Source organism: Sphingosinithalassobacter sp. LHW66-3 (assembly GCF_050703275.1).
In the GTDB taxonomy this organism is placed as follows: Bacteria; Pseudomonadota; Alphaproteobacteria; order Sphingomonadales; family Sphingomonadaceae; genus Sphingomonas.
Genome location: NZ_CP193482.1, coordinates 987125 through 1001756, shown reverse-complemented (window position 1 = coordinate 1001756; position 14632 = coordinate 987125). Strand labels below are relative to the sequence as shown.

Genomic DNA, 14632 nt, shown 5'->3' with positions numbered 1-14632 from the left:
CCAGGCGGAAACGGGGAACGTCCACCCGGAAGCGGCGAGGGCGTTGCGGGTCGACACAGGCGCGCTGCGCCCCTACCGACGCGGGAGGATCGTCGCTGGAGTAGGTTTCTTGGCGGAGCTAGTCACCGAACCCCAATTCTTCGAGAGTTTCGATGGCGCGCGCATCGCGTGGCACGAGATCGGCGAGGGCAGGCCGGTGGTGCTGATCCATGGCCTGTTCTCGAACGCCTGGACCAACTGGATCCGCTACGGCCATGCCGAAGCGATCGCGGCGCGGGGCTTTCGCGTCATCATGCCCGATCTGCGCGCGCACGGCAGCAGCGCGGCGCCGCACGATCTCGAAGCCTATCCGCCGGACGCGCCGGCGCTCGACGGCCTGGCGCTTTTGCGCCACCTCGACCTGCGCGACTATGATCTCGGCGGCTATTCGCTCGGCGCGCGCACTACCGTGCGGATGCTGGTGAAGGGCGCGGCACCGCGCCGGGTGATCCTCGCCGGCATGGGGCTGGAAGGCATCCTCGATACCCAGCTCCGAGCGAGCCATTTCCGCAATATCCTCGCCAATCTCGGCCAGCATGCGCGCGGCACGCCGGAGTGGCTGGCCGAGGCATTCCTGAAGACGACCGGAGGCGATCCCGAGGCGCTGATGCAACTGCTCGGCACCTTCGTCGACACCGATCGCGGTCAGGTCGAAGCGATCGAACAGCCGGTCCTCGTTCTCGCCGGCGCCGAGGACAGCGACAACGGCAGCCACGCGGCACTGGCCGAGCTGCTGCAGATCGCGGAGCTGCGCGAAGTGCCGGGTTCGCACATGAGCGCAGTGACCCGACCCGAACTGGGGCAGGCGATCGCGGATTTCCTGACCGCTTGACCGACGGCGTCCTGTGCGCGCAGTCTGCGGCCATCACCCGACACAGTCCGAGGCACATGATGATCCGTACCGGCACGTCGCTGCTCGCGCTTGCAGCGTTTCTCGCCACGCCTGCGCTGGCGCAGGACCGCAATCAGCCGTCGCACCAGGCGCAGTCGGCCGAGGCGCTGACCGCCGCCGACGCCGAGGCATTCGTCGAGCGCGTCCAGCGCGAATATGCCGACTTCAATCTGCGCGCCTCGCGGATCGCGTGGATCAACGCCACCTATATCACTCCTGACACGGACGCACTCGCTGCCGACAGCCAGGCAGAGGGTACGCGCATGGCGGTGCAGTTTGCGCTTGAGGCGGCGAAGTTCCAGGACGTCGCGGGGCTCACGCCCGATACGCGCCGCATGCTCGATATCCTGCGCAGCGCGATTACGCTCCCGGCGCCTACCCGCGACGGAGCGGCGACTACGCTGTCCGAGCTCGCCACGGGCATGCAGTCGCTCTACGGCCGCGGCCGTGCAACGCTGAACGGCGAGCCGATCAGCGGCAACGATGCCGAGGCGGCGATGGGCACGCTCCGCGATCCCGAGGATTTGCAGGAGCTCTGGACCAGCTGGCACAACAATGTCGGTTCGCCGATGCGCAACGACTATCAGCGGATGGTCGGCATTGCGAACGAAGGCGCGCGCGAACTCGGCTTCCGCGACGTCGGCACGATGTGGCGCTCGGTGTACGATATGCCGCCGGAGGAATTCGCCCAGCTCACCGATCAGCTGTGGAACGAGGTGAAGCCGCTCTACCAGGCGCTGCACACCTATGTCCGCCGCAAGCTGAGCGAGCGCTACGGCGCCGATGTGCAGGCGGCGAGCGGTCCGATCCGCGCCGATCTGCTCGGCAATATGTGGGCGCAGGAATGGGGCAACATCTATGACGTCGTCGCCCCCGAAGGCAGCGGCGATCTCGGCTACGACATCGGCGAGCTACTCCAGACTCAGAACTACGATGCGCTCAAGATGGTGAAGACGGGCGAGACCTTCTTCAGCTCGCTCGGGTTCGAGCCGCTGCCCGAGACCTTTTGGGAACGCTCGATGTTCGTGAAGCCCGAGGATCGCGAGGTCCAGTGCCACGCATCGGCATGGAACCTCGACGACGTCGACGATCTGCGGATCAAGATGTGCATCAAGGTGAACTCGGACGATTTCGTCACCATCCATCACGAACTCGGGCACAATTATTATCAGCGCTCCTACAACGAACTTCCACTGCTCTACCGCACGGGCGCCAACGACGGCTTCCACGAGGCGATCGGCGACATGGTCGCGCTGTCGATCACGCCCGACTATCTCGTCGAAATCGGGCTTCTCGATGAGGCGCGCGTTCCCGGTCCTGAGCGCGATACTGGACTCCTGCTGCGCCAGGCGATGGACAAGGTCGCCTTCCTGCCCTTCGGTCTCCTGGTCGACAAATGGCGCTGGGGTGTCTTCTCGGGGCAGATCCGTCCCGAGCATTACCAGTCCGCCTGGGACGGGCTGCGGCTGCAGTATCAGGGTATCGTGCCGCCGGTCGCACGCGACGAGACCAATTTTGATCCGGGTGCGAAATATCACATTCCGGCCAACGTGCCCTACACGCGCTACTTCCTCGCGCGGCTGCTTCAGTTCCAGTTCTACAAGGCGGCCTGCGAACAGGCGGGCTGGACCGGTCCGCTTCACCGCTGTTCCTTCTACGGCAACGAGGAAGTCGGCGAGCGGCTGAACGCAATGCTGGAGATGGGGATGTCCAAGCCCTGGCCGGACGCGCTGGAAGCGTTCACCGGCACGCGTGAAATCTCGGGCGAAGCGATGCTCGAATATTTCGCGCCGCTGATGGAGTGGCTCGAAGAGCAGAACGCCGGCCAGATCGAAGGCTGGTAAGCCCAAACGCATGCGGGGAGCGGCGCTCCGCTCCCCGCTGTCTGACGCTCGGTTGAACCGTTCCCGCGCTTAGCTGGCGGGAATCGAATTCTCGTCGGCTATCCCAGCCGTTGCCGAGGCGGAATTGCCGACAGGGCGCGTTTCGCGCTCCGCGCGCGGTGTGTCCTTCGGCATCTGGTCGGGGATGGTGCCTTCGTCCGCAATCCCCGCTCCGAACGAGCGCGAGGAATCGGTGCCGTCCGCCTGATGCGCTTCTGCACCGTCGGTCCGGCCCGACCGTGTGAGCTTCAGCGTCGCCAGCGTCACCGCAGCACCCACGCCGCCGATCAGGGCCGCCGCCGTCCACGGGCGCATCTGCGCTTCGAGCGCGAGGCTCTGCTTGCGGACATAGATGTCCTGGTTCGATCGCTCGCGGCCGTCGGCGCGCGGCTCGTAGAGATTGTCGGAGGCGCCCGGCTCGGGGAGTGTGTCGATCGTCTGGGCGGGTTTGCCGAAGAACTTCTCCATCACTCGGTCCATCGTGCGCGGCATGGCATTGCCCATCTTGGTGAGCACATAGCCCTGGCCGCCGACGGTGAGGTCGCGCTTGCGATGCGCGGCGGCGAAGCAGATCGCTTTCGCCGCGAGCTCGGGATCATAAACGATCGGCGGAATGCGGTCGGGCTTGTCGAGTTTGTTGCGGGCGTGTTCGGGATAGGGCGTGTTGATGCCGTTGGGCTTGATGAGCGTGACCGACACGGGGGCCTTGTCGATCTCGAGTTCCATCCGCAGCGCCTCGGTGAAGCCAAGTACGGCGTGCTTCATTGCACTGTACGCGCCCTGGATCGGGACCGAACGCTCCGACAGCACCGAACCGATGTTGATGAGCGCGCCGCCGCCGCGTTCGGTGAGCCGTCGCGCGGCGTACAGCGAGGCGTTCACCAGCCCGAAATAGCCGACGTCGAAGACCCGGCGCTGCTCGTCGAGCGTGGTGTCCATCAGCTTGGCGTACATCGCGACGGCGGCATCGTTCACCCAGGTGTCGAAACCCCCGAACGCTTCCTCGGCGCGGCGCCCGATGCGCTCTGGCGCGTCGGTTTCAGCAATGTCGATCGCGATATGGACGGCTTTGCCGCCGCGCACGGTGATCGAATCGACCGCCTCGCGCAGTGCTTCCTCGTTGCGGGCGACAAGCACGACATTGGCGCCTTCGCGCGCAGCGCGGCGAGCGGTCGCGAGGCCGATCCCGCTGGATGCGCCGGTGATGACGATTGTCTGCTGGTCGAGCGGCTTGAGCGTCGGGGTCATGAGGCTTCTCTCCACGAATTTCGGGTTCGTGAAGGCAACGCACGGGACCGGCTAGGTTTCCGGTCGCGGCGAGGGCGCCCGTGATCGGGAGGCTAGGAACGGATCAGCGGAAGGGGGGCTCGTTGAACGCGCGCAGCTTGCGCGAATGAAGCTTGGGACCTTCGCGGCGCAGCTCCTCCACGGTCTGGACGCCGATCTTGAGATGCTCGCCGATCGCGCGCTCGTAGAAGCGGTTCGCCTGGCCCGGCAGCTTGATCTCGCCGTGCAGCGGCTTGTCCGACACGCAGAGCAGCGTGCCATAGGGGACGCGGAAGCGGAAGCCCTGGGCCGCGATCGTTGCCGACTCCATGTCGATGCCGACGGCGCGGCTCAGCGAGAAGCGCAGGGCCGAGCGGCTGAAGCGCAGTTCCCAGTTGCGATCGTCGGTTGTCACGATCGTTCCGGTGCGCAGGCGCCGCTTCAGCTCCTCGGTCGGCTGACCCGAAACGGTCTCCGCGGCGCGGGCGAGCGCAAGCTGGACTTCGGCGATCGCCGGCACCGGGATTTCGGGCGGCAGCACGTCGTCGAGCACATGGTCGTCGCGCAGATAGGCGTGGGCGAGCACATAGTCGCCGATCCGCTGGCTGGGGCGCAGGCCCCCGCAGTGGCCGATCATCAGCCAGGCTTCGGGCCGTAGCACGGCGAGATGATCGCAGATCGTCTTCGCATTCGACGGTCCGACGCCGATGTTGACCAATGTGATGCCCGTCCGGCCCGGGGCCATCAGGTGCCAGGCGGGCATCTGGTGGCGGCGCCACGCCGAATCCTCGAGCAGTTTCTCGGGGTTGTCGCCCGCTTCGATGACGATCCCGCCCGGTCCTGAAACCGCGGTATAGCCGCTGTCGGTGCCAAGCTGGCTGCACGACCAGCGCACGAACTCGTCGACATAACGGTGATAGTTGGTGAACAGGATATATTGCTGGACATGCTCCGGCGGCGTGCCGGTGTAGTGGCGCAGGCGCGCGAGCGAGAAATCGGTGCGCAGGCCGTCGAACAGCGCGAGCGGCCGCGCGCCGCCCATGTCGTTCCATAGCCCATCGGCGATCTCGTCGCCGATGTGCGCCAGTTCGGTGGCGGGGAAGTGCCGTGCCAGATCGGTCGCCGAAACCGCGTCCAGGTTCAGCGCCTCGCCGCGATCGAGAACATAGACGAACGGGATTTCCTGACGGCCCGCGGTAACTTCGACTTCGATGTCATAGTCTTCGGAGAGCAGCGTGAGCTGTTCGACCAGATAATCGGCGAACATATCGGGGCGCGTGACGCTGATCCGGTAGTCGCCGGGTTCGACCAGCCTGCCGAACGAGCGCGACGGGGGCGCGACGACGCTGTCGGCACCGCGATAGCGGACCTGAAGCTCGGGATAGGCGAACGACCCATCGGTCCGCGCTCGCGGATCGGGCGCAATTCCTTCCCCGATGTAGCGGTTGAGCGCGGCGCGAAGCCGATCGACGGATGCCTGGTAGAGCCGCTGGAGCTCGGCGACGGTGGCGGCGGCGTCAGTCATGCGCTGCCGCTACCGCTGCGCCGAAAGCCTGGCAAGCCGTGGCGTAGCGTATCGCCACGGCTGCTGCGGGCATCACTTGGCCGTTTTGCTCGATGCTGCGGTCTTGCTCGATGCCGCCGCGCGCTTCTTGGGCGCCGCCGCAGCGCTCTCGTCGCCCTTTTTGCGCAGCTTCGTGGCGCCATAGACTGCTCCGGCCACGGCAGCGGCGGCGCCGGTGGCGATCGCTGCCGCCGCGACCGGCTTTTTCTTCACCGCCTTCACCGTCGCGTCGACTGCGTCCTCGGTGCGCTCGCGTGCCGACTCCATCAATTCCCCGGCGCGCTCGCCGGTTTTCTTCCTGGCCGGCGTCTTGGTTGCCGGTGCTGGCTCGGGTGGCGTGGTGGCTTTGGTCATCGACAGCTCCCTGCAATGATGCTGATTCCTGAAAAGGATCAACTACGACCCCGTCCGGCGGTTCCGCCGGAGGAGCCGTGCTTCACTGCCGGTCCGTGTCGTTCGGTGCTTCCGCTGCTCAGAGCTGCTCGAGCAGATAGTCGGCCGAACTTACCCGATACTCGCCGGGCGCCTCGACATGGAGCTGCTCGACCACGCCGTCGTTCACGATCATCGCATAGCGCTGGCTCCGCTTGCCGAGGCCGAAGCCCGAGCCATCCATCGTGAGGCCGACTGCCTCGGCGAAGTTGCCGTTGCCGTCGGCGAGCATGGTGATGGCGCCGGCTTCATTGGCCTTGGCCCACGCCTGCATGACAAAGGCGTCGTTGACCGAAGTGCACGCGATCTCGTCGATTCCCTTCGCCTTCAGCGCGTCGGCCTTTTCGACGAAGCTCGGCAGGTGTCGCGCGGAACACGTCGGCGTGAAGGCGCCGGGGACGGCAAACAGCGCCACTCTGCGGCCGCCGAAATACTCTTCGACCGATACCTGCTCGGGGCCAGCTTCGGTGACCTTGACGAGCGTGGTCTGGGGGAGGCGGTCTCCGGTGGCGATCGTCATATCCTGTCTCCTCATGGCGAAGGTGGGTTCCCGCCTCCCATGACAGTATGCGGCACTTTTTCAAGCGCTGGCGGAGCCGGATCAGCACCTCTATGGTTCTGTCTGCATGGAGATATCCCGCTTTCTGACCGGCCAGTTCCTGCTCGCGATGCCCGGGATCGGCGATTCTCGGTTCGAGCGCGCCGTGATCGCGGTCTGCGCGCATGACTCGGATGGCGCGCTCGGCATCGGTATCGGCGAGACGATCGAGGGGCTGGGCCTGCACGACCTTCTCGAGCAGTTTGAGATCGATCCCGGCGCGGCACCCGACGCGCCCGTCCATTTCGGCGGGCCCGTCGAACCGCGGCGCGGCTTCGTCCTGCATTCCACCGACTGGGGCGGGCAGGACACGATCGACGTGGGCGGCCGCTGGGCACTCTCGGGAACCATCGACGTCCTGCGGGCGATCGCCGAAGGCGCGGGGCCGTCGCAATGGCTGGTGGCGCTCGGCTATGCAGGGTGGACGGAAGGGCAGCTCGACGAGGAACTGACCCGCCATGGCTGGTTCAACACGGATGCCGAGACGTCGCTGCTCTACGAAGTGCCCGCTGCCGAGCGCTGGGCAAAGGGTTATGCCGCGGCCGGCATCGACCCGCGTCTGCTGACCACCGACACCGGCACTGCCTGAAAAAAGGGGCGCCGCCTTCTTCCCGATCAGATATAAAGATATCTTTATATTCGATTTGCAAATCGCGCCGCCAGCCATTAGATGCGCAGTGAACCGCTGGGCCGCGCGCCCGGCAGCCTTTTACATGCCGTCAGGAGAAGTTTGAGTGGCTACCCTCGCCGAGACGCCCGCCAAGGATTCCGTCATCAAGGACATTTCGCTTGCGCCCTGGGGCCGCAAGGAGATCGACATCGCCGAGACCGAAATGCCCGGTCTGATGGCGCTGCGCGAGGAGTTCGGCGCGTCGCAGCCGCTCAAGGGCGCGCGCATCGTCGGCTCGCTCCACATGACGATTCAGACCGCGGTGCTGATCGAGACGCTGACCGCCCTCGGTGCGCAGGTCCGCTGGGCGACCTGCAACATCTTCTCGACGCAGGATCACGCCGCCGCCGCCATCGCCGAAACCGGCGTGCCGGTGTTCGCAGTGAAGGGCGAGAGCATCGCGGACTATTGGGACTATGTCGGCCGCATCTTCGATTGGGGCGACGAAACCTGCAACATGATCCTCGACGACGGCGGCGATGCCACGATGTTCGCGCTGTGGGGCGCGCGCGTCGAAGCGGGCGAGGCGCTGCCCGAGCCCGAGAATGAGGAAGAAGTCGAGATGCAGCGGGCGCTCAAGGCGTTCCTCAAGGCGCGTCCCGGCTACCTCACCGAGACGGTGAAGAACATCAAGGGCGTCAGCGAAGAGACGACCACCGGTGTCCACCGCCTCTATCACCTGTCGAAGGCCGGCAAGCTTCCCTTCCCGGCGATCAACGTCAACGACAGCGTCACCAAGTCGAAGTTCGATAACCTCTACGGCTGCAAGGAATCGCTGGTCGACGCGATCCGCCGCGCCACCGACGTGATGCTCGCCGGCAAGGTGGCGTGCGTCGCGGGCTTCGGCGACGTCGGCAAGGGTTCGGCGGATTCGCTGCGCAACGGCGGTGCCCGTGTGCTCGTGACCGAGATCGATCCGATCTGCGCGCTGCAGGCGGCGATGGAAGGCTATGAGGTCGTGACGATGGAAGACGCGGTGAAGCGCGCCGACATCTTCGTCACCGCCACCGGCAACGCCGACGTGATCACCGCCGATCACATGAAGGCGATGAAGAACATGGCGATCGTCTGCAACATCGGCCACTTCGACAGCGAGATCCAGATTTCGGGCCTCAGCAACTACAAGTGGACCGAGATCAAGCCGCAGGTCGACGAAGTCGAGTTCCCCGAGGGCAACAAGATCATCGTTCTCGCCAAGGGCCGGCTGGTGAACCTGGGCTGCGCTACCGGCCATCCCAGCTTCGTGATGTCGTCGAGCTTCACCAACCAGGTGCTGGCGCAGATCGAGCTGTGGCAGAACACCGACCAGTACAAGAACGACGTCTATGTGCTGCCCAAGCACCTCGACGAGAAGGTGGCGGCGCTGCACCTCGAGAAGCTCGGCGTGAAGCTCACCACGCTTTCCGAGAAGCAGGCGGCGTATATCGGCGTCCCGGTCGAAGGGCCGTACAAGCCGGATCACTATCGCTACTAAGTCAGAAAAACCGGCCGAAAAGGGGCGCGCTTGCGATGGCAGGCGCGCCCCTTCGCGTTTGCGGCGCCGTACCCGCTTCCCGTCCGCGCCAAAGATGGCCTAAGGGTCCGCACATGAAGGGCCGGAGCGGCGCGTCTTGATCGAAGTCACGCAGAGTGCGGCGGCGCTTGCCGGCGCAGTGCTGGCGCTGCTCGTGGTCGTCGCGACCTGGGCGCTGTACGCCGGGCTGCGCGCGCGCGGCGAGGCGCGCGATCAGCTCGATCGCGCAACGCGTCTGGAGGCGCTGGTCGCCGGATCGCCCGCACAGGCGATGATCGTGCGTGCCGATGGCCGGCTCGAGCTGTCGCGCAGGCTGGCGGACTGGCTGGGGTTGGCGCATCTGCCGCGCGACCTGAGCGAACTCACGGTCGGCGACAGCGGGCTTCCCGCCGAGCAGGCCGAGGCGCTCGCGCGCGAAGTGGCCGCCGCGCAGAAGGCGGCGCGGCCCTTTCACCTGACGGTCACCGCGCAGGGTTCGGATCGGGCGCTGGTGGTGGTCGGCATGCGTGCGCCCGATGCCGTGCGCGCGCCTGGCGGCGTCGTGCTCTGGTTTCTCGACGCGACCGAGAGCCGCAACGAGATCACGCGGCTGCAGCGCGAGGCGAGCCGGCTGCGGACGGCCTTCGACGCGCTGACTGCGCTGATCGAGGCGGCGCCGATCCCGATGTGGTACCGCGGATCGGACCTGCGGCTGTTGATGGTCAACACGGCCTATGTCCGCGCCGTGGAAGGCCGCGATTCGGAGGATGTGGTCGAACGGGGGCTTGAACTCGTAGAAGGCGCGGGGCTGGGCGGTCCGCTCGCCAACGCCGCGATCGCGCGCGACACGCGCGAGCCGCAGACCGCCGCGATGCCGGCGACGATCGACGGCGCGCGCCGGATGCTGCGCCTGCACGATATTCCGCTGCCGACGGGCGGCGTCGCCGGCTATGCGGTCGATATCGAGGAGCTCGAGCAGGCGCGCGGCGGCATGCGCCGTTTCGCCGAGGCCCAGCGCGCCATGCTCGACCGGCTTTCGGCGGGTGTCGCGCAATTCGCGCCCGATCGAACGCTCGCGTTCTGCAACCAGCCGTTCCGCCGCATGTTCGCGATGAAGCCCGAATGGCTCGCCGACCGCCCCGAATTCGATCGCGTGCTCGAGCGGATGCGCGAAACCAATCGCCTGCCCGACGTCCGCGACTTCCCGGCGTGGAAGGCGGAGCGGCGCGAGTGGTTCACCAGCGCCGATCCGGTCGAGGAAACCTGGTCGATCTCCGGCACGCATCTGCGCGTCGTCGCCCAGCCGCTGCCCGAGGGCGGGCTGCTGCTGATCTTCGAGGATCGCACGCAGCAGTTCGAGTTGCAGCGCGAACATGGCGAAATGCAGCAGGTGCGCACCGCCACGCTGGAAAGCCTCACGGAGGCAGTCGCGGTGTTCGCGAAGGGGCGGTTGCAGCTCTGGAACCGCAAGTTCCGCACCGTCTGGGGATTCGAAGAGGAGTTCCTCGACGGCCATCCCCAGATCCCGACGCTGGTGCGCGACGCCGCACCGCGCCTGGTGCGGCCGGGCAGCGCCGAGATGATCGGCGATCTCATCCGCTCCGCCGCCAAGGACCGTCAGCAGCGTGGCGGCAGCATTGCGATGAAGGACGGCCGCCACTTCGAAGTCTCGGCAGTGCCGCTGCCGGACGGCAACGCGCTATTCACCATGGTGGACACGACCGACCGGCACCGCATCGAGCGCGCGCTGCGCGATCGCAACGAGGCGCTCGAAGCCGCGGATCGAGTGAAGACCGCCTTCGTGGCCAATATGAGCTACGAGCTGCGCACCCCGCTCACTTCGATCAAGGGCTTCGCCGAGATGCTGCACGGCGGCTATGCCGGCACGCTGAGCGAAAGCGGCGGCGAATATGCCGAGGCGATCCTCGTGTCGGTCGAGCGGCTCGGCGCGTTGATCGACGATGTGCTCGACCTGACGCAGAACGAAGGCGCCCCGCTCGAACGGGGCCCGGTCGATCTCGAACTCACCGCCCACGCCGCGGCCGAGGCGATCGCCCCGCTCGCCAAGGCGAAGCAGCTCGATCTGGCAGTCGAGGTGCAGGGTTCGGCCGGCGTCGTCACCGGCGATGCGCGGCGGCTGCGGCAAGTCGTCGAGCATCTGCTGCGCCATGCCATCGCCGGCACGCCCGAAAAGGGGCGGGTGCTGCTCCATGTCGACGGCGGCGAGAAGGCGGCGCGTGTTATCGTGTCCGACGACGGACCCGGGATGCCGCCGGAGGCAGTCGCCAAGGCATTCGATCGTTTCGCCCAGCCCGGCACTTCGCGCAGCGGCGAGCGTGCGCTGGGCCTCGGCCTGCCCCTCGCGAAGCGGTTCGTCGAAGCTCATGGCGGGACGATCGAGCTTGTGTCCGAACCCGGCGAGGGCACCCTGCTGATCGTGGAGCTGCCGCGATGAGGGCACGAGGCGCCTTCGTTTGGACGTCGGCGGGAGGTGGCGGGTGATCCTCGCCGATCTCGCCGCCACGCACGCGCTCGGCGCGCGTCTCGCCGCGGTTGCGCAGCCGGGCGATGTCATTGCGCTTTCGGGCCCGCTTGGTGCAGGCAAGACGAGTATCGCGCGCGGACTGCTCGCCGCGCTCGGGCTGGAGAGCGAGGCGCCTTCGCCGAGTTTCGCCATTATCCAGCCCTATGACGTGCCCGAAACGCGCTTTCCCGTCCTGCACGTCGATCTCTACCGAATCGAGGATCCCTCGGAGGCTGCCGAGCTGGGGCTCGACGAAGCACGCGCCGATTCGCTTTTGCTGATCGAATGGCCCGAGCGGCTGGGCGCGAACGCCTGGCCCGACGCGTTGCATCTGACGCTGGATGTCGCCGGGGACGGCACCCGCTCCTTGACAGCGCAGGTCCCAGCGGCATGGAGGGCCCGATGGCCGCTGACCTGAATCCTCCCGCCGCTGCTTCCGAATTCCTCGCGCAGGCGGGCTGGGGCGACGCCACGATCCTGCCGCTCGCCGGAGACGCCTCGTTCCGCCGCTATTTCCGTGCGGTGGCGCCCGGCCGGACGGCGATCCTCATGGATGCGCCACCCCCGCACGAGGATCCGCGGCCGTTCATCGCGATCGCGCGCTGGCTGCGTGCGCGGGGCTTTGCGGCGCCCGAAGTCTTTGGCGAAGACCTCGATCGGGGTCTCGTGCTGCTTCAGGATTTCGGCGACGCGCGCATGCGCGAAACGGTCGATGCCGCGCCGGAGAGCGAGTTGCGGCTCTACGAAGCCGCGGTCGACCTGCTGATCCGCCTCCATGAAGAGGATGCCGCACCGGTACGCCCCTATGACGCGCCGGAATATCACCGCGAAGCAGCGCTTTTCACCGAATGGTATCTTCCGGCCATCGGTATCGACGTTGACGCCGACAGCTATCGAGCCGCCTGGGAGCAGGCGCTGGCGCCGGTCCTCGATACTGCTCCGGTCACCGTGCTGCGCGATTATCATGCCGAGAACATCATGCTGATCGACGGCAGCGAGGCGCTCGGCCTGCTCGATTTCCAGGACGCGCTGGCCGGGCATCCGGCCTATGATCTCGTCTCGCTGCTGCAGGATGCGCGGCGCGACGTGCACCCCTCGCTGGAGACGGCGATGCTCGATCGCTACTGCCGCGTTACCGGCGCGGGTGAAGCGTTTCGGATCGCCTATCATGTGCTCGGCGCGCAGCGGAACGCCAAGATCATCGGCATCTTCACGCGCTTGTGGAAGCGCGACGGCAAGCCGCGCTATCCGGCGCTCTGTCCGCGGGTGTGGGGCTATCTCGAGCGCGATCTGGCGCACCCGGCGCTCAAGCCCGTCGCCGACTGGTTCGATGCCAATGTTCCCGCCGCCCTGCGCGGCGACCCCATGGAAGTTTCCGGACGATGACCACTGCTCACACGCATTCGCTGCGGCCCGATCCGGGCGTACCGGTGCCCGAGACTGCCATGGTGCTGGCTGCGGGTCTCGGCAAGCGGATGCGCCCGCTCACTGCGACGCGGCCCAAGCCGCTGATCAGCGTGGCGGGCAAGCCGCTGATCGATCATGTCTTCGATCGGCTGCGCTCGGCCGGAGTCCGCCGTGCCGTGGTCAACGTCCACTATCTCGCAGATGCGCTCGAAGCGCATCTGCGTGCGCGCGTGAAGGACATCGACGTGATCGTTTCGGACGAGCGCGCGCAGCTGCTCGAAACCGGCGGCGGCCTCGTCAAGGCGCGCGAGCATCTCGGCGACCGGCCGTTCCTGTGCGTCAACAGCGACAATCTGTGGATCGACGGTCCGACCGATGCGATCCGCACGCTGGCGGCGCAGTGGGACGACGAGCGGATGGACGCGCTGTTGCTCACCGTGCCGCTCGCACGCGCGAACAATCATCCGGGGCAGGGCGATTTCCACCTCGACGCGCGCGGCCGCATCACCGGCCGGCGCAAGCCGGGGCGGCTGGCGCCGTTCGTGTTCACCGGCGTTCAGATCCTCTCCCCGCGGATCATCGCCGACTGGCCCGAAGGACCCTTCTCGACCAACGTCTTCTGGCAGCGCGCGATCGACGCCGGCCGCGCATGGAGCGTGGTGCACCAAGGCCTGTGGTTCGACGTCGGCACGCCCCCGGCAGTCGGAAAGACCGAGGCCGTGCTCGCGGAGATGTGAGCGGGGGAGGGGGAGTGCCCGCCACTGTTCTACTGGAACTCCCGAAGGTTTCATCTCTCCTCCCGGGCGGATCTGGGATCGCTTCGCCGGCGCGACTCCGCCGCCTGCGGAGACTTGCTCCGTCTGCGGCTCTGCGATAGCTTTCGCGTACAGGCGTGGCCCGCGCCTCCTCCCTCCCATCGGGGAAGCATCGTACATGCGGGGCGACTGAGGATCATCGGACCCATCTGGCCGAGCGTTCGCATGAGGAGGGATTGCGACGATAGCTCGGAGGAGGTTCCATGATGCTGTTGTCTGCACCGATCCATCAATTGAAGCGTCGAGCCAAGATGCTTGCCCGCGACGCGAAGATCCCGCTGCACGAAGCACAGGATCGCATCGCTCAGGCGGAAGGCTTCCGTAGCTGGAGTCTGCTCTCGTCGCGTATGGCGGCGATCGTAACGCCGGAGTCGCTGCTGCCGACCCTTGTCGAGGGAGATATGATCCTCCTCGGCGCCCGACCGGGGCACGGCAAGACCATGCTGGGTCTGAAACTCCTGATCGATGCCGCTCGAGAGGGGAGGCGGACCGTTCTCTTCACGCTCGAGTTCACGGAGCGGGAGGCGATGGATCGTATCCGGTCGCTCGGTGGCGTGGAGCATGCTCCCGAAATCGTCACTTCGGAGGAGATCGGAGCGGATTTCATCATCGGACATCTGACGGGCACGCCGAAAGGAACCGTTTGCGTCGTCGATTATCTTCAGATCCTGGACCAGCAGCGGACGAAGCCGGCGCTGGGCGAGCAGCTGGAGCGGCTCGCCCGGTTCGCCCGAGCCGAAGCGGTGATCCTTGCTTTCATTTCACAGATCGATCGGTCGTTCGTTGCCGGTCGCAATGGCCCGCCCGGTCTGAAGGACGTTCGCTTTCCGAACGCCGTTTCGACGGCGCTCTTCTCGAAGGCGTGCTTCCTCCACGCGGGAGAGATGCGCCTGCACGCGATCGGCCGGCACTGAGATCTGCGCCGAGCTGCGCTTGGTGCCTCCCGGCGCCGGAATGGCAGCGCGCGGGGCGAGTAGCCGTCTACTCCGGGGAAGGGCCGGGGCCGTGCTCGCCGGACGCGGTCACGGCCTGCATCGAACATGGTTTATC

13 protein-coding genes are annotated in these 14632 nt (G+C 66.7%); 9 read left to right on the top strand and 4 right to left on the bottom strand.

The window, feature by feature from the left end; all coding sequences use genetic code 11:
- The first annotated feature begins 109 nt into the window (after positions 1-109).
- Both ACQ450_RS04575 and ACQ450_RS04570 read left to right on the top strand, forming a co-directional pair.
- Positions 110-871 carry an alpha/beta fold hydrolase gene (locus ACQ450_RS04575; RefSeq protein WP_431470690.1) on the top strand — a complete coding sequence of 254 codons (762 nt, stop codon included), beginning with the start codon at positions 110-112 and terminating at the stop codon, positions 869-871.
- Positions 872-930: 59 nt separating this feature from the next.
- Complete coding sequence (locus tag ACQ450_RS04570) at positions 931-2775, top strand: M2 family metallopeptidase (RefSeq protein WP_431471161.1); 1845 nt, start codon at positions 931-933, stop codon at positions 2773-2775.
- Positions 2776-2844: 69 nt separating this feature from the next.
- On the opposite strand, the gene ACQ450_RS04565 is transcribed toward ACQ450_RS04570, so the two are convergent.
- The 4 genes from ACQ450_RS04565 to ACQ450_RS04550 form a co-directional block, all read right to left on the bottom strand.
- Positions 2845-4062, bottom strand: a complete 1218-nt coding sequence (locus ACQ450_RS04565; protein WP_431470689.1) for an SDR family oxidoreductase — start codon at positions 4060-4062, stop codon at positions 2845-2847.
- Between the two features lie 103 nt (positions 4063-4165).
- Complete coding sequence (locus ACQ450_RS04560; RefSeq protein WP_431470688.1) at positions 4166-5605, bottom strand: AMP nucleosidase; 1440 nt, start codon at positions 5603-5605, stop codon at positions 4166-4168.
- A 72-nt stretch (positions 5606-5677) separates the two neighbouring features.
- Complete coding sequence (locus tag ACQ450_RS04555; RefSeq protein ID WP_431470687.1) at positions 5678-5998, bottom strand: hypothetical protein; 321 nt, start codon at positions 5996-5998, stop codon at positions 5678-5680.
- 118 nt (positions 5999-6116) lie between these two features.
- The gene (locus ACQ450_RS04550; RefSeq protein ID WP_431470686.1) at positions 6117-6596 is read right to left on the bottom strand and encodes a peroxiredoxin; all 480 of its coding nucleotides are present in this window, start codon (positions 6594-6596) and stop codon (positions 6117-6119) included.
- A 106-nt stretch (positions 6597-6702) separates the two neighbouring features.
- Here ACQ450_RS04550 and ACQ450_RS04545 point away from each other — a divergent pair, with 106 nt between their 5' ends.
- The 7 genes from ACQ450_RS04545 to ACQ450_RS04515 all read left to right on the top strand — a co-directional run bounded on the left by ACQ450_RS04545 (position 6703) and on the right by ACQ450_RS04515 (position 14496).
- Complete coding sequence (locus tag ACQ450_RS04545; RefSeq protein WP_431470685.1) at positions 6703-7263, top strand: YqgE/AlgH family protein; 561 nt, start codon at positions 6703-6705, stop codon at positions 7261-7263.
- 145 nt (positions 7264-7408) lie between these two features.
- Positions 7409-8818 carry an adenosylhomocysteinase gene (gene ahcY / locus ACQ450_RS04540; protein ID WP_188055482.1) on the top strand — a complete coding sequence of 470 codons (1410 nt, stop codon included), beginning with the start codon at positions 7409-7411 and terminating at the stop codon, positions 8816-8818.
- Positions 8819-8954: 136 nt separating this feature from the next.
- Positions 8955-11291, top strand: coding sequence for an ATP-binding protein (locus ACQ450_RS04535; RefSeq protein WP_431470684.1), 2337 nt, complete (start codon positions 8955-8957; stop codon positions 11289-11291).
- A 43-nt stretch (positions 11292-11334) separates the two neighbouring features.
- Entirely contained in the window at positions 11335-11778 is a 444-nt protein-coding gene (tsaE, locus tag ACQ450_RS04530) for a tRNA (adenosine(37)-N6)-threonylcarbamoyltransferase complex ATPase subunit type 1 TsaE (protein ID WP_431470683.1), read from the top strand.
- On the top strand, positions 11775-12746 hold the full coding sequence (locus ACQ450_RS04525; RefSeq protein WP_431471160.1) for an aminoglycoside phosphotransferase family protein: 972 nt from the start codon (positions 11775-11777) through the stop codon (positions 12744-12746). The genes tsaE and ACQ450_RS04525 overlap by 4 nt, the downstream gene beginning before the upstream one ends.
- Complete coding sequence (locus tag ACQ450_RS04520; RefSeq protein WP_188055474.1) at positions 12743-13504, top strand: nucleotidyltransferase family protein; 762 nt, start codon at positions 12743-12745, stop codon at positions 13502-13504. The genes ACQ450_RS04525 and ACQ450_RS04520 overlap by 4 nt, the downstream gene beginning before the upstream one ends.
- A gap of 281 nt (positions 13505-13785) precedes the next feature.
- A complete protein-coding gene (locus ACQ450_RS04515; RefSeq protein ID WP_431470682.1) occupies positions 13786-14496 on the top strand; it encodes a DNA helicase in 711 nt (236 codons plus the stop codon).
- Positions 14497-14632: the final 136 nt, after the last annotated feature.

Excerpts from the sequence above, each read along its gene's own strand:
- ACQ450_RS04570 (WP_431471161.1), top strand. The coding sequence starts at position 931 with ATGATCCGTACCGGCACGTCGCTGCTCGCGCTTGCAGCGTTTCTCGCC.
- ACQ450_RS04565 (WP_431470689.1), bottom strand. The coding sequence starts at position 4,062 with ATGACCCCGACGCTCAAGCCGCTCGACCAGCAGACAATCGTCATCACC.
- ACQ450_RS04560 (WP_431470688.1), bottom strand. The coding sequence starts at position 5,605 with ATGACTGACGCCGCCGCCACCGTCGCCGAGCTCCAGCGGCTCTACCAG.
- ACQ450_RS04555 (WP_431470687.1), bottom strand. The coding sequence starts at position 5,998 with ATGACCAAAGCCACCACGCCACCCGAGCCAGCACCGGCAACCAAGACG.
- ACQ450_RS04550 (WP_431470686.1), bottom strand. The coding sequence starts at position 6,596 with ATGACGATCGCCACCGGAGACCGCCTCCCCCAGACCACGCTCGTCAAG.
- ACQ450_RS04545 (WP_431470685.1), top strand. The coding sequence starts at position 6,703 with ATGGAGATATCCCGCTTTCTGACCGGCCAGTTCCTGCTCGCGATGCCC.
- ACQ450_RS04520 (WP_188055474.1), top strand. The coding sequence starts at position 12,743 with ATGACCACTGCTCACACGCATTCGCTGCGGCCCGATCCGGGCGTACCG.
- ACQ450_RS04515 (WP_431470682.1), top strand. The coding sequence starts at position 13,786 with ATGATGCTGTTGTCTGCACCGATCCATCAATTGAAGCGTCGAGCCAAG.